Here is an 18683-nt window from a genome sequence, read left to right as displayed (position 1 = left end):
TCTCTCCTTTGGTTCTGCGCCAATTTGGAAAGGAAGTGATCTCATGTTAACGCCGCATGTGGAGCAAGTGATAACGATGGCGAGTGAATTTAACCTGATTCCTGTGTACAAAAAAGTGCTGGCTGATATGGAGACGCCGATTCGGATTTTCCGTCGGTATGCCGAGCGGGACCGTGCCTTTCTGCTAGAGAGTGTTGAGGGAGGCGAACAGTGGGCGCGACATTCATTCATCGGTACAGACCCGTTTCTAATGGTCTCGGGTAAAAAAGGACGTTTGATATTGGAGCAACACGGTAAACGGCAAATATTAAACGACAAGCCGATTGAAGCGCTCAAAGCATTGCTTCGTAAATACCGTAGTCCGAAACTGAAAGAAATGCCTCCATTTACAGGCGGGGCTATCGGATTTTTTGGATATGACTTGCTTCAATACTATGAAAAGCTGCCAGAGCATTCGGTAGATGATTTGAATATGGATGATATTCGTTTTATGTTCTGCGATCAAGTAATTGTCTTTGATCATGTGAAACAGCAAATTTTGCTGGTCGGCAATGTTCATATAGGCGAAGGGTTTCGCGATGAGGACATTCGTGCTGCTTATGCTGATGTGGAACGCAGGTTGGAGGAAACGGCGCAGTATCTGCGCAAGCAGACCCCGCCTGAGCGATTAGGATCGGCTTCCATTCCTGATGATGTGGAACTAGGTGAGATCCAATCCAATATGACGAAGGAACAATTTATATCAAACGTAGAGCAGGCGAAGGAGTATATCCGCTCCGGTGATATTTTTCAGGTTGTACTATCCCAGCGTTTTCACATTGATACAGAGGCCTCTCCTTTACAGGTATACCGCGTGCTGCGCACGATGAACCCGTCGCCATATATGTATTATTTGAAAATGGATGACGAGATCATCGTAGGCACCTCGCCTGAGGCACTCGTCAAGGTGGAAAACGGCCGGGTAGAAACCCGTCCTATTGCAGGAACGAGACCACGTGGGGTAACGGAGACAGAAGATGCGGCACTTGCTGAAGAACTGTTAAACGATGAAAAAGAGCGTGCAGAACATCTGATGCTGGTCGATTTGGGAAGAAATGATTTGGGCCGTGTATCACAGTTTGGCACAGTCAAATGCGATACGTTTATGGAAATTGAACGCTATTCCCATGTCATGCACATTGTTTCCAATGTGTCGGGTGAGCTACGTGAGGACAAAGATTTCTTTGATGCCTTCCTATCTTGTCTGCCAGCTGGCACTGTATCGGGGGCTCCGAAGCTACGGGCCATGGAGATTATTGCTGAGTTGGAGCGGGAAGCACGCGGACCCTATGCAGGGGCGATTGGATATTTGGGCTTCTCGGGCAATATGGACGCTTGCATTACGATTCGCACGATTGTGTTTAAAAAGAACCGGGCCTATGTCCAGGCAGGCGCTGGAATTGTGTGGGACTCGGTTCCGGAAAGCGAGTATCAGGAGACGGTAAACAAAGCAAAGGCATTGCTGAAGGCAATCCGCACGGCAGAAGTGATGTTCCCGGCAACGACACAGCCCTATAACAGCGTCATCAACCAGGATTATTTGTATACTCCGTAACACACAAAAATCTGATTTTGAGGAGGAGACGACAATGGAACGACATGACATGATGCAAGTGGGGTTAAGCCGGATCATTGAGGGACAGCATCTTTCGCGTACGGAGGCCCGTAGCGTAATGGAACAGATTATGAGTGGAAGTGCTACACAGGCGCAAATTGGCGGGCTGCTGACGGCTCTTCGCCTCAAAGGGGAAACGGTAGATGAAATCACTGGTTTTGCCGAGGCTATGCGTAGCTACGCTAGTCCAGTGCAAGCTGAAGAAGGCAGTGGTCGTTTGCTGGACACATGTGGCACTGGAGGTTCGGGTATTCACAAGTTTAATATTTCCACGATATCCGCGATCATCGCAGCTTCGGTGTCAGTGCGGGTAGCAAAGCATGGCAATCGTTCTGCAAGTGGCCGTGCTGGGAGCGCTGATGTCCTGGAGGCATTGGGAGTCAACATTCATTTGACGAGTGATCAGGCTAGGTCTTGTCTGGACCGAATCGGCATCTGCTTTTTATTCGCGCAGCTGTATCATCCGTCTATGAAGCATGCCGCCGCGCCGCGTCGCGAGCTGGGTGTACGGACGGTATTTAATATGCTTGGTCCATTGACGAATCCGGCTGGTGCGGATCGGCAGCTGTTGGGCATTTATGACGCCAACAAAACGGAAGTCATTGCCGAGGTATTGAACCAGCTCGGCTCCAAACGGGCCATGGTTGTCAGTAGTCTGGATGGGCTAGATGAAATTAGTATTTCAGCTGCGACACGAGTATCCGAGTTGAAGGACGGCAAGGTTCACACGTTCGAGCTTCATCCGTCGGATCTGGGCTTGCAGACGCATTCTCTCGATCAGGTGCTGGGTGGCGACGCACAGGTTAACGCAGATATCATACGACGAATTTTGAACGGAGAGCATGGAGCTTATCGGGATGTTGTGCTAGCGAATGCAGGAGCGTGCATTTATGTATCAGGGGCAGCAGACACCTTGACGGACGGAGTAGCACGAGCGGCAGAAGCCATTGACTCGGGACTGGCACTTTCCAAGCTGGATCAATTAATACAGGCAACGGGGGAATATCAATATGTATCTTGATAAAATTGTGGTGACGAAGCGACAAGAAGTGGAGCAGCTTAAGAAGCATTTTCAAATAAGTGAAGCTGAACGATTAATTGCTGATTTACCTGCGACGAGAGGATTCGAAAATGCGATCGCGAGCGGACGCAAACGTCCGCTCGGACTGATTGCTGAGGTGAAGAAGGCTTCCCCATCCAAAGGGTTGATTCGACCGGATTTCCATGCGGTGGACATTGCACGTGCATATGAGGGAGCAGGAGCGGATTGCATTTCTGTACTGACAGATGTGACGTATTTTCAGGGGAGCCCTGAATATTTACAGCAAATTCGCGATCAGGTGAAGATTCCGCTGCTGCGAAAGGATTTTATCATTGATGAACAGCAAATATATGAAGCTCGTCTGCTGGGAGCGGATGCGGTGCTGTTGATTGCCGCTATCCTGGAACCGCGTGTATTAGGGTCCTTTTTACAGATCGCCAAGGACCTCGGGCTGGACGCATTGGTAGAGGTGCATGACAGCGAGGAGCTTAAAGCGGTGCTGGAGCTGGGGACAGCAACCTTGATTGGTGTAAATAACCGAAATCTGCGGACATTCGAGACTCGTCTCCAGACGACAGAGGAGCTGATCTCACTAATTCCTAAAGGGATTACGTTCATCAGTGAGAGCGGAATTGCGGGACCGGAAGATGTTAAGTATCTGTATTCGGTAGGTGCACACGGTATCCTGGTCGGGGAGCATCTGATGCGCAAGGAAGATGTAGGACAGGCTGTAGCCGAATTGATGGACGGGGTTAAAGCATGAACAAAACGGGCATAAAAATTTGTGGACTTCAAAGCGTTGAAGTGCTAAAATCTATGGTAAACTTACCGGTCGATTATATAGGTTTTGTGTTTGCCGACAGCAAGCGCCGGATTGACGGCGTACAGGCTGGAGAGCTGCTTCGCGTATTGGATGAATGGACCTCAGGCAGCAGACCGCGCAGCGTGGGTGTATTTGTGAACCCTGGTGATGCACTGTTAAATGATGTGATGGAGAAAGCACCCTTGGATGTCATACAGCTGCATGGGCAGGAAAGTCCGCAGCGCTGTCGGGAGATCAGGGAGCGTTTTGGTATACAGGTATTCAAGGCATGGTCTGTGGACAGTCAAGGGCAGCTAGAACGCTCGGCGGACGAATTGGATGCCTATGTCGGGACAATTGACGCTTTACTGCTGGATACATACGATCCCCTGTATGGTGGCGGCTCCGGAAAAACGTTTGCGTGGGATCGAATTCCTGCCTATCAGGCTTGGACTCATCAACATGGAATTCCTTTGTTTGTAGCCGGCGGGCTGACTGCCGATAATGCGGAAAAGCTAGTTCATGAGTATCATCCCGATGGGCTGGATGTATCCAGCGGTGTAGAGACGAACGGAGTCAAGGACATTGCAAAAATCACAGCATTCGTAGAAAGGGTGAAGCAGGCATGACACAATTACCTGATAACAACGGACGTTTTGGAACATTTGGAGGACGTTTTGTACCGGAAACGTTGATGAACGCACTGATTGAATTGGAGGAATCCTACCGTAAGTACGCGGATGATCCCGAGTTTAAAGCAGAGTTGAACGGGCTCCTAAAGGACTATTCTGGTCGGGAAACGCCACTTTATCATGCGGAGCGTCTGAGTCAGCATTTGGGCGGGGCTAAAATTTACTTGAAGCGCGAAGATTTAAATCATACCGGTGCCCACAAAATCAATAATGCATTAGCTCAGGGTTTGTTGGCGAAGCGTATGGGTAAACAGAAGGTCATTGCTGAGACAGGCGCAGGACAGCATGGTGTCGCGACAGCGACTGTGGCTGCGTTGCTCGGATTGGAATGCAAGGTGTTTATGGGCGAAGAGGATACTGTGCGCCAGCAGCTGAACGTCTTTCGGATGCAGCTTTTGGGTGCAGAGGTCATTCCGGTGACATCGGGTACACGTACACTTAAGGATGCCGGGAATGAAGCTTTGCGTTACTGGGTCAGCCATGTCCATGATACGTTCTATATTTTGGGTTCAGCTGTCGGCCCGCATCCGTATCCGATGATGGTGCGAGACTTCCAACGTGTGATTGGTGATGAAACACGTCGCCAGATCCTAGAGAAGGAAGGCAGACTTCCGGATGTCATCGTGGCAGCGATCGGTGGCGGAAGCAATGCCATCGGCATGTTTTATCCTTTTATTGAGGATCAGGGTGTCGCTTTGATTGGCGTGGAGGCCGCTGGAAAAGGTGTCGAAACGGAATTCCATGCAGCTACGATGACCAAGGGAACACAAGGGGTCTTCCAAGGCTCTATGAGTTATCTGCTTCAGGATGAGTACGGACAAGTGCAGCCTGCGCATTCCATCTCGGCTGGACTGGATTATCCAGGTGTTGGACCGGAGCATTCATACCTGAAAGATATTGAGCGGGCCAAGTATGTTCCGATTACCGATCAGGAAGCGCTGGATGCGCTTCAGCTTCTCTGCCGTACCGAAGGAATACTTCCTGCATTAGAGTCGGCACATGCAGTTGCACAGGTCGTCAAGCTGGCACCTACGTTGACGGCAGATGATATTATCGTCATTTGTTTGTCTGGACGCGGGGATAAAGATGTGGACTCCATTATCAAGTATTTGGGAGGAAATCCGTCATGAATTTAATTGATCAGGCGTTTGGTCGCCTTAAAAATGAAGGCAAAACGGCATTAATTCCTTTTCTGACGGTAGGTGACCCGGATGTGGATACTACAATAGAGATCATTCGGCAGTTAGAGTCGGCCGGAGCTGACATATTGGAACTGGGTGTACCCTATTCCGACCCGCTGGCTGACGGTCCTGTAATTCAGCGCGCGTCTGAGCGTGCACTGAAACGGCAAATTTCCATCCGCACGTGCATGGAGACAGCTTCTCTGGCTAGGGCGGCAGGTTCAAGCCTGCCTTTTATTCTGTTCACGTATTATAACCCTGTATTACAGATGGGTATGGATGCTTTCTTCGCAGGCTTGCAGGAGCACGGTATCAGCGGTCTGATTATTCCGGACCTTCCGCTTGAGGAAGCGGAGGAGCTGGGAGGACGGGCAGCAGAGGTGGGTGTGCATCTGATTCCTCTGGTGGCTCCAACTTCTGAACAGCGGATCGAGCGAATTGTCCGTCAGGCCCGAGGATTTGTATACTGTGTATCCTCGCTGGGTGTAACCGGGGAAAGAGCTTCCTTTTTTGAAGGTATAGAGGGCTTTATCGCGCAGGTCAAACGGCATACGGATATTCCGGTAGCGGTCGGCTTTGGGATCTCTACTCAAGAGCAGGTAGCCCGGTTTTCAACCATTTGCGATGGAGTTGTGGTCGGCAGTGCTATTGTACGTCAGGTGGAAGAAGCCATTCCATTGCTGAATGATTCTGCGCGCAGGCAAGAAGGTCTTTTGCAAATTCATAATTTTGTGGCACAATTAAAGCAGTAATGGCTGTCAAAATAGAAAGTAATAAATATGTTCTGATTGGATAGAGGAGGTAGGGGCATGCAACCTAAACCGCATATTGTACATTTGCCAGTATATCAGCCCGGTAAACCGATTGAAGACGTAAAACGTGAGCTGGGACTCGATGAAGTCATCAAGCTCGCCTCGAACGAGAATCCGTATGGTAGCTCTCCCAAAGTGTTGCAGGCCATTCAGCAGGAGTTTGCTAACATTAGTGTATATCCTGACGGAAGTGCCGTAGCTTTGACACAGGCACTAGCTAAACGGACGGGTTTAAAAGAGGAACAGTTTATCTATGGCTGCGGATCTGACGAAATAATTGCGTTGATTACGCGTGCTTTTCTCCTTCCCGGGGAAGAAAGCATTATGGCCGATCAGACATTTTCCGTATACAAAAGTAACGTAGAAATTGAGGGAGCGGTTGCAGTTGAGGTGCCTTTGCGTGACGGTGTACATGATCTGGATGCTATGCTGTCCCACATCAATGACCGTACGAAAATTATTTGGATCTGTAATCCAAATAACCCGACGGGCACGATTGTACCCGAAGCAGAGCTGATTGCGTTTTTGGACCAAGTACCAAAGCATATCATGGTTGTACTGGATGAAGCCTACGCCGAGTTTGTGACGGATCGCTCGTATCCCGACGGCATTCGTTTGTTGCCAGCGTATGAAAACCTGGTTGTACTACGCACCTTCTCCAAAATCTATGGGCTTGCTTCGCTGCGCATTGGTTATGGTATGGGAGCTGAGTCAATCATTCGCTTGATAAATCAGGTTCGTGAACCGTTTAATACATCACGGGTAGCACAGGCTGCGGCCATTGCTGCCTTGGAAGATCAGGAATTTGTTCAAGAATGCCGGGATCGTAATGCAGAGGGCAGAGCTTATTTGCAAAATGAGCTGAAGCGTCTGGGACTGGAGTCTTTCCCGGCACATGGTAATTTTATTATGCTGGATGTACGTCGTCCATCCGGTGAAGTATTCCAGGAGTTGCTTCGTAAAGGTGTGATTATTCGCGCAGGTCATCACAAATATCCGACATATATTAGGGTGTCGGTTGGATCACAGCCGCAAAATGAGTTGTTTATTCGTGCGCTGGAACAGGTCCTGGGGGCGGAAGCGGCGAAAGTACGCCTATAATTTCCGCAGATGGGATTTGATAATTGATGAAGATTGCCATTTTCGGCGTGGGACTGATTGGTGGGTCCCTCGCACTTTGTTTTAAAGGGAAGCCGGATATTACTGTTGTCGGCCATGCTCATCTCCCTGAACTGATGGAACCGATGTTAAGCCGTGGTGTCGTGGACACCGCGACTCTCTCGGTTGAAGAAGCGGCAGCGGATGCCGATTTTATTTTTTTATGCGTACCTGTGGGCTTACTGGAGCATTATCTCGAACTGTTAAGCAAGCTACCGCTTAAAGCGGGTTGTATTATCACTGATGTAGGCAGCACGAAATCGGCAATTGCCAAGAAAGCATCAGAAATTTCTTTGCGCAACGCTTACTTTATCGGTGGTCATCCGATGGCCGGTTCAGAGCGTTCCGGTGTAAAGGCTGCTTCCGCGTTGCTGTTTGAAAACGCATATTATGTGCTTTCCCCGGCAGAGGGTGTGCCAGAGGAAGCATACAGTTCACTGGAACGTTTGTTAAAATATACTAGTGCTCATGTTGTGCGTGTCCAACCTGATATGCACGATGACATTGTCGGCGCGATTAGCCATCTTCCGCACATTATTGCAGCGGCGCTGGTGAATCAGGTGCGAAAGCACAATGATGAAAATCCGTTGTACCGTACATTGGCTGCCGGTGGGTTCCGTGATATTACACGGATAGCCTCTAGTGATCCGGTTGTGTGGCGGGACATCTTACTGAGCAATCGTGAAGTTTTACTAGGTCTGTTGGAAGAATGGAACGGACAGATTGAGCGTTTTACCCATTTACTGAGAATACAAGACGGTGAGGGAATCGCTGACGAGTTTTTGACAGCTGGGCACTTCCGCAGTGAACTGCCAGAGCGTCGCAAAGGAGTCATCGTCTCCACGTTTGATCTGTATATTGATGTACCGGATACCCCAGGGATTATCGGGCGAATTGCTATGGAACTCGGTAATCACAGCATTAATCTGAGCAATATGCAAATCATTGAAAGCCGGGAGGATGTCCCAGGCATCATGCGGCTTTCCTTCCGTCAAGAGCAGGATTGGGAGCGTGCCAAGATTCTGCTGGATTCGATGGGCTATAAAGTGGTGGTATAGGAAGGAAAGTGAGATGTTCGTTAAGGAGGCCGCTTCGCGATTCATTTAATCTTACGATCGCTGTTGCCGCCGGATTTTTTTCGATCAGATTCTTTAATGGGAAAATCCGGTGGCAAAGGCGAACGCTCCGCTTCTCCAGATTCAAATGAACCTCTGCGCTACTGACCGCCTATAAAGCAACACGCACTTTCTGGGAGTGAAGTAGTAGAAAAGATTTAGAGCGGACGAAGGTTTCTTCGTCCGCTTTTTTTAAAGCTCCTTTTTTTGAATAAAAAAAAGACCACCCGGGTAAAGCCCCGGGTGGTAGCTACTTTTAGTGAAGTAGCTGAGTAGGATAGGAGTGGAGAGAAACCATACTGTACTTTTATTATATGTATACGTTTTCATTTTGTCAATAATTTTTTAAAGCGTTTTCTTTTTTGTGTATTTATCCTTATTGGTGCATTTGAATAGAACACTTTCAATCGGTTAGTCATTTAATCTTGAAAAAATTAAAAATCCATTGAAAAGCTGTATAAATGAATTAGTTGCCAGCGTTAGGGAGGCATTGATGGAAATCGTGGGGATTTTGGACTTTTTTACTGGCGGTCATTTTGTGGTACAATGGGTAAGTCCATTTTGGATGTTGAATATTGTTGGGGATAGCACCGTTAATGTTGGCACTACATAGGGTAAGAAAATAACAAATGTTCCATGATGCTGTTTCATCCATTTGCGCAGAGTGCGCAACTTTTTTTGACCTGTTCGGTATATATAGACAGAATCGAACGGGAAAACAGCACATGTATGGGCGAGGAGGGTCTCACTCGGATGATGACAGATTCCCAGATGATTCAGGAAATCAAACAAGGTAATGTTGAGGTTTATTCAGAATTAATGAGGCGGCACCAACGTAAAATTTTAGCTTTTGTTTATCATATGCTGAAAAGTTCGAACCTGGAAATGATTGCTGAGGACTTATGCTCAGAAACGTTTTATAAAGCGTATCGGAGCCTGCACTCTTTTCGCGAGGTAGACGCATCGTTCTCCACTTGGTTATATACAATTGCACGCAATACGGTGCTAAGTGAACTTCGCAAGCACCGTAGCGGTCAGGTTCCATTGGAGGAGAGCGGTTATGTACCGGTAGCTCCATCGGATGTAATTCCGGAGCAGGCCGTCCTTCGCGGTGAGAAGGTAGAGATGGTTCGTGAAGCGATCAATAGATTGCCTGAGAAGCAGCGATCTGCGCTGATTTTGCGTGAATATGAGCAATTAGATTATCAGGAGATTGCGACTATTTTAGGACAGACGGTCAGTGCGGTGAAGTCATTGCTTTTCCGGGCAAGAACCAGTGTGAAGACGCAGTTGGAGCCTTATTTTTTTGAGCCTCTCTATGAGGAAAACGAAGGGATGAGCAGCCAATGAAATCCAGGGACACTGAGGATTTGTTCGCTACAGGCAAAAATGTATCGAAACAAGACTCGGAGCGCAGACGGGCCAAAAGCTCGTCTGCTGGGTGGGAGCATGGTTCGGAAGAAAAAGAGTGGGATTTGTCAAAAGAAAATCGATCCACCATTCGTGATATTTCCTTTGAAATAACAGATGATAAGCTAGAGGCAATGAATCGCAGGGTCATGGATCGAATTTATGAAGAATCACCGTGGCTTGTTCCGGGCGAGCATCGACGTGCGCGTGTGAACCCAGCAGCCCGTAAGTATATGTCTGTATGGATCGCCGGCTTCTTGGCCGTATTTTTATGCAGCTTTTTGTTTTTGAACTGGAATGGAAGCTCCTCTCAGGAAAATCCCCCTCAAGCAGCTCCTGTCATGGACACTGGTATTTTACCGACAGGCCTGTTGGAAACTACAAGTACATCTCCACAATATCAATACCACATTAAAGATGTGAATAGTGGCATTATGGACCCGCTGGTTGCTAGCATTGTTCCTACTTATCCGCAATACTGGATGCTGTTGTCTGTATTGGCACTTGCGCTTGCTTTATTTTCTCTGGGCTGGATCCATCGGGCGAGAAGGGTCAGAAATTAGCAGGACAGCTGGTCCAATATGAATTCATAACAATGACTGAATAACAAAACAGCGGAGGAAACGACACGATGCTTATTGGCTTGATCAGACATGGATTGACGGATTGGAATGCGGTAGGGAAAATCCAGGGCCACAGTGATATTCCGTTGAATGAGGAAGGGCGCCGACAGGCACGCTTGCTAGCAGAACGATTAAAGGAAGAGCCTTATCATTGGGACGGGCTTATTACAAGTAGTCTCTCCAGAGCGAAAGAGACCGGGGAGATTATTGCTTCTGCTCTGCATCTCCCGTTGTTAGAGTCTGATGATCGACTAAGAGAACGTGCTTATGGTCAGGTCGAGGGCATGACGCAGGCCGAGCGTGAAGAGAAGTGGGGAGTCGACTGGCATCTGCTGGATCTCGGGCAGGAAAGCGATGCAGATCTTCAGCTTCGTGGGCTAGCTTTTATGGAGGCCATTTGGACGGAAAATCGGGACAAGAATCTGCTGGTCGTTTCCCACGGCGGTTTTTTGGCTAATTTGTATAAGGCTCTGTATCAGGAAAAATTCACGGAACGAATCGGCAATTTGTCACTTAGCGTACTCCAGCGTGAGGATATGGATTGGGCACCACTTTTGTATAATTGCACGAAGCATTTGCAAGAGAAAAGTGACTGTAACTCAAAAAGTTAGTAAAAGACCAAGGCTTCTACTTATCGTAGAAGTCGTGGTCTTTTTTGTTTTTTAATTATACCTTTGCAAAAAAGAGGTTTAGAGTCTGAACAATCCGTCAAAGCTGTGGGTACAACAGGTAAGAATCAATTCCGGATGACAGTCCAGTGACGAGGCGATGGAACAATGAATCTGGCGGATATGCTGACATTTGCGGATATTGTGCATTTGAACAGAATCGCGGTGTATTACGATTGTGACTGTAAACCTAATTCCAAGCATGAGTTGATCCAGGGGATTTTGACGAAGCTCGGCAGCAGTAGTTTTTTTGAGACGCAGGTCAAGGAGCTGAGGTTGTCAGAGGTAAGGTTTTTGAACGCGCTGCTGTTCGATGACCGACCGTATTTCAGCATGGAGGAATTGGTTGCAATAGCCAAACAGTCTGTTGAGGAGGACGAAAGTCCTGGTGAGCGGCCAAGGGATATTGTGACCCGTCTGCGTTCTAGTGGCTGGTTGTTCAATGGTTCGACGCACAATACGAGGTATTTGTTCCAAATTCCGTTGGATATGAAGGAGCGTTTTCGACGTGTTATGGTACATGACTTCCAAAGCGGAATGACACGGGTGAGCGAACCGTCGTCGTACCGGGATGAAGGGCATCTGCTGGCAGAGGATTTACGGCTTTTCCTTCAATACATGGGGCAGCATGAGGTTCCGCTAAATCCCGAGGGAGCTTGGTATCGTCGCAATCAGCAGCAGCTGATGGAGCATTTGCACATTGCGGAGCCGCTTTTGGGTAAGGGAGGATGGCGTTTCGGGTATGGCTCCTCTTTTAAGTTTTATCCAGACCGAATGGCACTACTGTATGATTATGCCCGTCACTCCAAGTACATTGAGGAGAAAGGGGACCAAGTTGTGCTGACGGCAAAGGGAGAAGCGCATCAGGAGCATACAATTGAGCAGGAAATGATACAGCTATTCAGGTTTTGGTTAAGATTGTATAAAGGAGCCGTTCCTAATTTGCTCTCTCTAGTCTACTGGATTGGAGAATGTGCCAGGCCTTGGACGTCCTCAGAGTCGCTTTTTGTACATATCGGCCCACTGATTCGACCGTTTTACTATGATACGCCCCGTTCGGTCTTTGATCAGAGGATTATACGAATGATGCTTCACTTGGGTATGCTTCGTCAGGGTGATCATTCGACTGGACCATCTGTACAGATGACGGCCTGGGGGCTGAAGTTGGCGGGAGAGTGCCGCATTGGGCGGAACGACTCGGGTATACGGCTCCATTGACAAGCAGCACACATGTTGATAGAATTTCACCCAAAATGAGAGGGTGAAGTTGATGCTGATTCACTATAACGGAAACATGCCACAGCTCCATTCATCTGTCTATGTGGCAGAAGGAGCAAAAATTGTCGGAAAAGTAACGATCGGTCAAGATTCCTCTGTATGGTTTAATGCCGTACTGCGCGGAGATATGGCGCCTATCATCATCGGTGAACGCTGCAATATTCAGGACGGTGTCGTGGGACATGTGAACACGGATCAGCCCCTGTTGCTGGCGGATGACATTTCGGTAGGTCATGCTGCAATAATCCACGGTTGTACGGTAGGCAAAGGCACTTTAATCGGTATGGGGGCCATTGTACTCAACGGAGCGGAGCTTGGTGAATATGCTTTAATAGGAGCAGGGTCGGTCGTTACGGAAAATACCAAAATACCACCCTATACTCTTTCTCTCGGTACACCTGCCAAAGTGGTGCGCGAATTGACAGATGCAGATTTGCAGCGGATGTCACGAACGGCACTCAGCTATGTGGCGAAAGGAAAAGAATATAGGATCTCTTAAACTCATGTTGGAGGTGCATCCTATGGATAAAATGAAGGTTACTTATGAAGTAATGTTGGGCCTGTCTGCTGAGATGGTTTTGGACGAGGCATTACGTAAACACCGGAGTGAAAAACTCTACAAGGATATTGATGAGGCGCTAGCCTCCGGAGATGAAGTAGCTTTTCGTCATCTTACGGATGAGCTGAAAGCAATGAGTTAGAACAATTTTAGGAACCCTAAGTTGGATTTCAGACAAATCGTTAGTTCGAGATTATAATCATCAAACCTGACTGTAGCGGCGGTCAGGTTTTTTTGATACGCTTGGATATGATATAGTCTTTGTAGGATGGAGCCTGTACAAGGTAACTGTCGTATGAACGGAGGATGAAGGACGTGTCGTTATCTTATTTGTGGAGCCGGTCGTTCTTGACGAGCCGGCCTTTTTTGTGGCTGCTGTTCTGGTGTAATTTTGTGGGAACAGTGTATGGGTACATATGGTATGGGGGGCAGTTGGAATATACACTAAATTATCACCCGTTGTGGCAGATTGTATTTGTGCCTGATAGTCCGACGGCGAGTCTGTTTTTTACGATCTCTATAGCATTTTTGCTCTATTCTCCGCATCTCAAGAGCTTAAAGGTCATTCGCCAGATCATGGAGGCGTTGGCTGTTGTCACGAGTGTAAAATATGGCATCTGGGCTTCGGCTATTATTTTTTGGGGAGTCGCGCAGGGGGGACACATGATATGGCAGGATTGGATGCTGGTGGCATCTCACACGGCAATGGCGGTCGAAGTGTTACTGTTCGTGCGTTTTTTCACCTGCAAATGGACTGCTTTATGCCTAGCTGCACTCTGGACATTGTTAAATGATACGATGGATTATACATTTGGCATATATCCGTATCTTCCGAAGACGCTAACGGATGATGTACCGCAAGTGCGTGCTTTTACCTATATGCTGACCCTTGTCAGTATCATAGCGGCATGGCTTGCCATGTTTGGGCGCAATCGAATGGGAGTAGAAGTGGAGAAATAGAGATGAATATTGTTATAAGCCAAAAAGAATATATATTTAAAAAAGGAATCCGTGATGATCTTAAAATAAGAAAGAGCTTTAATCAATTAGCCAAACAAAGCTTTGGTTTTGATTTTGAGGCTTGGTATCAATTGGGCTTTTGGAATGATAAATATATCCCTTACGTACTTTTAGATGGGGAGGCTGTTGTGGCTAATGTATCTATAAGTCTGATGGATTTTTGTTTGTCGGGTGAAATAAGAAAGTATATCCAAATCGGAACTGTAATGACGGATACCAACTATAGAAATCAAGGGTTGAGCCGGTTTTTAATAGAACGTGTATTAGAAGATTGGCAGGGCAACTGTGATGCTATGTATTTGTTCGCAAATGATAGTGTGAAGAATTTTTACCCTAAATTCGGGTTTGTTTCGGTACAAGAATATCAATTAAACCGGAAAGTAACCGCAAACAACGTAGACATTAAAGTTGAGAAATTGAACTTGGAAGAGCAGTCGGATTTAAATTTACTGAAAAATAAAAGTGCTAGATTAAATCCGTATTCACTTTTTGCTGCGAAAAGTAGTGAATGGCTGGTCTTATTCTATGCCATCTCGTTTTTTAATGATAAATTTTGGTATATACCTCAATACGATACGATTGTGGTTGCAGATTTTGAAGGGGATACGATGAATTGTTACGATATTTATGGAACGGGCGAAATTCCTATGGATATCATACTGTCAGCGGTAACGAAACAAGAAACGAAGAAGGTTGTTTTTGGCTTTACACCAAGAGAACAGGAAGGCTGCAATATTTCTCTGTTGAAACAGGAAGATACGACGCTATTTTATAAAACTAAAGATCAAAACACATGTAAAGAAAACCAACGAATGTTTCCTATTTTGTCCCGGGCATAACCCGGCTTCAAACGATTCGTCCTAAAGCAAGTTCTAGTCCCGGTAACCTTGCCATACAGTAAGGTGAGGAGGGATGTCCCATGTTTAGGGGTCAGGCGTTTCAAATTATGATACGTATTGTTTCGAGTGTTGTTTTATCTATGGTCCTGCTGCTGTCTGTCTGCGTCCCTCCAGGTGTGGCAGAAGCGCGTGATCAGTCAAAACCCATAGGAAATACAAAAGAAATTGAGGAACTAGATCATGCAGCTGCGATACTGTACCGGGATGTCATGGACGGGAACATTGAAAAAGCGCGCGCGGATGTAGCCGAGGTGAGTCGATGGTTTGGCACCGGACAGGTGCAGGCAGCGTTATCTGTAGAGGCCATTCATGCTTTGTCCGGCAGCATCCTTGAGGTGCAGCAAGCTACTCAGTCCGTCCAAGCATCACCGGATGAGTGGGTGAAGGCTGCGGCCAATTTACGACTTGCGACCGATGCGCTTGCACATCCGCGTCAGCCTTTATGGCAGCAGTATTATAAGATTTTAAAAGAAGATGTTAGTGGCTTGAACAGCCAGTTTGCTAAAGGTAACATGAAGGGTTTCAAAGCTGGAGTCGCAGTGCTGGAGGACCACTATGAGACGATCCGTACAGCAGCATTGATTCATGGCAGAACAAGTGAAGTTGTCCGGGCTGATTCATGGATTTCCTACGTCAAAGGTTTGGGGGATCAGCAAAATGCAGATGCCTCAGCGATTAGAGGGGCGTTGGATCAGGGGAATCCGACGTTTAATGCCTTGTTTGGACGTGAAAAAGACGCCACTGCCCTGGCGCCATTTATCCCGCGTGAAAGTGAGCGCCGGGCAGAATTGGCAATCGGCATGATTGTTCTGCTGGCGCTGGTCTATGCAGGTTATCGTAAATATCGAGCTGGTCTCTCTGGATAACGATGCAAAATTCAAACATTCGCGTCGTTGGCTGCTGAGCCATCCATATAGGTTAGCCCATCGCCCGGATTTCCGGGCTATTCCTCTTTGAACCCCTCTCCATGTACATCATGCACATCCTGTATGATAATAAACGCCCGTGGATCAACCGATTTAACAATTTGGTGCAAACGTCGTATTTCCTGACGAGGCACGACACAATAGGCAACATGCTTGGCCTGCTTGGAAAATGCACCTACAGCCGGAATAATAGTAACTCCGCGATCCATGTCCCTAATAATAATATCCGCAATGTCCATCGTGTGGTCGCTGATAATCATAAAGGCTCTGGCGGAATAGGCCCCTTCTTGTATAAAATCAATAATCTTGGACGCGATGAACACGGCGACTAATGTATATAGAATTTTTTCTTTTGGTATGTAAAGTAGTGAAGCACCGATAATGACAATATCAATGACCAGCAGAATCCTTCCCATACTCCAGCCAAACTTCCGGTTTAGAATACGAGCGATAATATCCGAGCCGCCCGTAGTGCCGCCAAAGCGGAACACAATACCTAATCCGGCCCCAAGCGTAACTCCCGCATATAATGAAGAAAGTATAAAATCGTGTTCAGTCTGAAACGTTCCCATCCATCCGAAATGAATCATTTTTTCAAATAACCACAGAAAAAAAGTGAGCGACCCGATACCTACCCCTGTATATAGAATTTGCTTGCCCCCAAGCATTTTCCAACCAATTAAAAATAAAGGAATGTTCAGAAGTAATGTGGAGAGAGAGGGTGAAATCGAAAAAGCATAATTAAGCAGCAGGGTGATCCCTGTAATACCACCTTCCATCAGTTTACTGGGTATAATAAAATAAAGCAGACCGAATGCATAAATGGCGGTCCCGAGCACAATGGATAAAATCATTTTAAGCTGTTCCATGGACTTGGATATCTTCATATAATCCCTCGCAGTAGCAGTTTAAGGAAGAACGACTTCATGCTGATTTTGCTAAATCGCAGCTCCTTATATGTAGTATACCTTTTTACGCTAGCTTTAAAAGACTGATGACTGTAAGTTGGGATCATAAGTACACAATTAAAAAAAATTTGTTTTAAAATGTGCTTTACGATAACATATGAATAAACCTGCACATGGGGGGATTGCGTGTTTCATGGAAAAATCATTAGATGAAATTCAACGTGAGGTAGACCAGTATATATCTCAATTTAAGGAAGGGTATTTTAGCCCTTTGGCGATGTTGGCCCGGATGTCTGAGGAAGTCGGGGAACTGGCGAGGGAAGTTAATCACTCCTTTGGCGAGAAACCGAAAAAAACGGATGAGGCGGACAATTCCATTGAGCTGGAGCTGGGGGACATTTTGTTCATCACAGTTTGCTTTGCGAACTCACTAGGTATAAATTTGACCGAGGCTCATGATAAGGTCATGCAAAAATTTAACACGCGTGACGCGAATCGCTGGACTAAAAAGGACACCGATTAGGCGTTTTGTACATATGCTGTACCAAACCGGTTACCCGGAGGTGCAGTGTCATGAAGGCGGAGGAATACGTTCAGAAAGCTTATCAGTGCATTTTGCAGAACGATTTTGAGCAGGCCGTGGAATGGTTTGAAAAAGCAATTTCAGCCCAGCCTGATCATGCGGAGCATTATTTCCGGTGCTCGGTTACCTATGCTCGCAGTGGTCGTTTGGAGCAGGCTCTCGCATATGCAGAGCATGCGGTTCGTCTTGCTCCACAGCAGGATGAATATGTTCTCCATCTGCATGCGCAGGAAGCCAGGCAGCATACGGAGAAGGCCAGAAAAATGCTGGATGTTGACAGAGCTACGCCACAGGTGCGTCAGGATGCGATTTTACTACTGGAACGAGCAATAGCCCTCGATCCGTTATGTGGGGATGCTTTTTTGCTGCTTGCATTGATTTATGACGAATTGAATGAGTATAAGCTGGCTGTGCAGGCTGCTCGTGAGGCGGCTGCACTGTTTCCTCACAATGTGCAGCTTGCCAACCTCATGAAGAAGTTATGCCAGCAGATGAATGAACAGATCTAACACAAATGGATGCATAAGGAGTTGTAGGGATATGTCAGAACCAATAAAAGTGGCTGTTGTAGGAGCAGCAGGGCGTATGGGCCGTGAAGTTATCAAATTGGTTCTTCAGGATGAGGAACTACAGCTTGTGGCCGCAGTGAACAGAACACATGCCGGCAGTGATGCCGGCCTTCTCGTCGGACTACCGGAAGCGGGTATCGCTATTGTGGAGGATGTGGAGCAGGCTTTACTGGAGAGTCGTGCGGATGTCATGGTCGATTTTACGGGGCCGCGTTTTGCGTACGCACATACAGCGCTTGCTATCAAGCATGGAGTTCGTCCGGTTATCGGAACGACAGGGTTTACCCCCGAACAGATTGATGAACTGGACAAGCAGTGTCGTGAGCAGCAAATTGGTGGTCTGATCGCGCCAAACTTTTCGATTGGGGTCATTTTGATGATGCGTTTTGCGGCTCAGGCAGCGAAATACTTCCCACATCTGGAAATCATCGAATATCATGGTGACCAAAAATTGGACGCGCCATCGGGAACAGCCATTAAGACCGCAGAGCTGATCGCCGAACAGCGTGAAGAGCTACGACAGGGTAACCCGGAAGAGGAAGAAACGTTAGAAGGATCACGGGGGGGGTACTATCAAGGGTTCCGTGTCCACAGTGTCCGTCTTCCCGGTGTGTTCGCACAGCAAGAAGTTATATTCGGAGGATTTGGACAATCTCTGAAAATTCGTCAGGATTCTTATGAACGGGCGGGCTATATGCCTGGTGTTAAAATCGGTATTCAGAAGGTCATGGAGCAGCCAGGGCTTGTATATGGATTTGAGCATTACATCGATTAAGAATACGCG

General features: G+C 47.2%; 21 protein-coding genes. 20 read left to right on the top strand and 1 reads right to left on the bottom strand.

The genetic code is table 11. From position 1 onward, the window contains the following. Window positions 1-43 precede the first annotated feature (43 nt). From trpE to JOE49_RS20525, 17 genes are all read left to right on the top strand, one after another. On the top strand, window positions 44-1594 hold the full coding sequence (trpE, locus tag JOE49_RS20605; protein ID WP_028540639.1) for an anthranilate synthase component I: 1551 nt from the start codon (window positions 44-46) through the stop codon (window positions 1592-1594). Between the two features lie 34 nt (window positions 1595-1628). Beyond that, window positions 1629-2675 (top strand): anthranilate phosphoribosyltransferase, encoded by a 1047-nt coding sequence (gene trpD / locus JOE49_RS20600; RefSeq protein ID WP_028540640.1) that lies wholly within the window; start codon window positions 1629-1631, stop codon window positions 2673-2675. Then, the gene (gene trpC / locus JOE49_RS20595; protein ID WP_209942698.1) at window positions 2665-3459 is read left to right on the top strand and encodes an indole-3-glycerol phosphate synthase TrpC; all 795 of its coding nucleotides are present in this window, start codon (window positions 2665-2667) and stop codon (window positions 3457-3459) included. Before trpD ends, trpC begins: the two co-directional genes overlap by 11 nt. Further along, on the top strand, window positions 3456-4127 hold the full coding sequence (locus JOE49_RS20590; protein WP_028540642.1) for a phosphoribosylanthranilate isomerase: 672 nt from the start codon (window positions 3456-3458) through the stop codon (window positions 4125-4127). Before trpC ends, JOE49_RS20590 begins: the two co-directional genes overlap by 4 nt. After that, window positions 4124-5320, top strand: a complete 1197-nt coding sequence (trpB, locus tag JOE49_RS20585; protein WP_013310713.1) for a tryptophan synthase subunit beta — start codon at window positions 4124-4126, stop codon at window positions 5318-5320. Before JOE49_RS20590 ends, trpB begins: the two co-directional genes overlap by 4 nt. Continuing rightward, on the top strand, window positions 5317-6123 hold the full coding sequence (gene trpA / locus JOE49_RS20580; protein WP_209942696.1) for a tryptophan synthase subunit alpha: 807 nt from the start codon (window positions 5317-5319) through the stop codon (window positions 6121-6123). Before trpB ends, trpA begins: the two co-directional genes overlap by 4 nt. Before the next feature lie 57 nt (window positions 6124-6180). Further along, window positions 6181-7284, top strand: coding sequence for a histidinol-phosphate transaminase (hisC, locus tag JOE49_RS20575; protein WP_023989160.1), 1104 nt, complete (start codon window positions 6181-6183; stop codon window positions 7282-7284). Between the two features lie 26 nt (window positions 7285-7310). After that, the gene (locus JOE49_RS20570; RefSeq protein WP_013310710.1) at window positions 7311-8399 is read left to right on the top strand and encodes a prephenate dehydrogenase; all 1089 of its coding nucleotides are present in this window, start codon (window positions 7311-7313) and stop codon (window positions 8397-8399) included. 810 nt (window positions 8400-9209) lie between these two features. After that, window positions 9210-9806, top strand: coding sequence for an RNA polymerase sigma factor (locus JOE49_RS20565; protein WP_013310707.1), 597 nt, complete (start codon window positions 9210-9212; stop codon window positions 9804-9806). Further along, the gene (locus JOE49_RS20560; protein ID WP_071558551.1) at window positions 9803-10429 is read left to right on the top strand and encodes an anti-sigma factor; all 627 of its coding nucleotides are present in this window, start codon (window positions 9803-9805) and stop codon (window positions 10427-10429) included. The genes JOE49_RS20565 and JOE49_RS20560 overlap by 4 nt, the downstream gene beginning before the upstream one ends. A 68-nt stretch (window positions 10430-10497) precedes the next feature. Continuing rightward, window positions 10498-11100, top strand: coding sequence for a histidine phosphatase family protein (locus tag JOE49_RS20555; RefSeq protein WP_028540645.1), 603 nt, complete (start codon window positions 10498-10500; stop codon window positions 11098-11100). 165 nt (window positions 11101-11265) lie between these two features. Next, window positions 11266-12375 (top strand): hypothetical protein, encoded by a 1110-nt coding sequence (locus JOE49_RS20550; RefSeq protein WP_023989154.1) that lies wholly within the window; start codon window positions 11266-11268, stop codon window positions 12373-12375. 52 nt (window positions 12376-12427) lie between these two features. Further along, window positions 12428-12934 carry a gamma carbonic anhydrase family protein gene (locus JOE49_RS20545; protein WP_025723088.1) on the top strand — a complete coding sequence of 169 codons (507 nt, stop codon included), beginning with the start codon at window positions 12428-12430 and terminating at the stop codon, window positions 12932-12934. Window positions 12935-12956: 22 nt separating this feature from the next. Then, a complete protein-coding gene (locus JOE49_RS20540) occupies window positions 12957-13136 on the top strand; it encodes an IDEAL domain-containing protein (RefSeq protein ID WP_013371655.1) in 180 nt (59 codons plus the stop codon). Between the two features lie 173 nt (window positions 13137-13309). Next, window positions 13310-13954, top strand: a complete 645-nt coding sequence (locus JOE49_RS20535; protein WP_209942694.1) for a DUF1405 domain-containing protein — start codon at window positions 13310-13312, stop codon at window positions 13952-13954. Between the two features lie 2 nt (window positions 13955-13956). Next, a complete protein-coding gene (locus JOE49_RS20530; protein WP_209942692.1) occupies window positions 13957-14853 on the top strand; it encodes a GNAT family N-acetyltransferase in 897 nt (298 codons plus the stop codon). A gap of 80 nt (window positions 14854-14933) precedes the next feature. Next, on the top strand, window positions 14934-15779 hold the full coding sequence (locus tag JOE49_RS20525; RefSeq protein WP_209942690.1) for a sporulation protein YpjB: 846 nt from the start codon (window positions 14934-14936) through the stop codon (window positions 15777-15779). Window positions 15780-15856: 77 nt separating this feature from the next. Here the strand turns inward: JOE49_RS20525 and JOE49_RS20520 are convergent, their stop codons facing one another. Next, complete coding sequence (locus JOE49_RS20520; RefSeq protein ID WP_023989149.1) at window positions 15857-16726, bottom strand: YitT family protein; 870 nt, start codon at window positions 16724-16726, stop codon at window positions 15857-15859. 214 nt (window positions 16727-16940) lie between these two features. On the opposite strand from JOE49_RS20520, the gene JOE49_RS20515 reads away from it, so the two are divergent. Genes JOE49_RS20515 through dapB form a run of 3 tightly spaced genes read left to right on the top strand, consistent with a single transcriptional unit; the run spans window position 16941 to window position 18674 of the window. Continuing rightward, on the top strand, window positions 16941-17270 hold the full coding sequence (locus JOE49_RS20515; protein ID WP_023989148.1) for a nucleotide pyrophosphohydrolase: 330 nt from the start codon (window positions 16941-16943) through the stop codon (window positions 17268-17270). A 50-nt stretch (window positions 17271-17320) separates the two neighbouring features. Then, window positions 17321-17839, top strand: a complete 519-nt coding sequence (locus JOE49_RS20510) for a tetratricopeptide repeat protein (RefSeq protein ID WP_013310696.1) — start codon at window positions 17321-17323, stop codon at window positions 17837-17839. 31 nt (window positions 17840-17870) lie between these two features. Next, window positions 17871-18674: a 4-hydroxy-tetrahydrodipicolinate reductase gene (gene dapB, locus JOE49_RS20505; protein WP_023989146.1), complete on the top strand. Its 804-nt coding sequence runs from the start codon at window positions 17871-17873 to the stop codon at window positions 18672-18674. The last annotated feature ends 9 nt before the right edge of the window (window positions 18675-18683 follow it).

The organism is Paenibacillus sp. PvR133 (genome assembly GCF_017833155.1).
In the GTDB taxonomy this organism is placed as follows: Bacteria; Bacillota; Bacilli; order Paenibacillales; family Paenibacillaceae; genus Paenibacillus; species Paenibacillus polymyxa_B.
The sequence above is the reverse complement of the archived record's forward strand: the minus strand, read 5'-3'. Positions and strand labels throughout refer to the sequence as shown.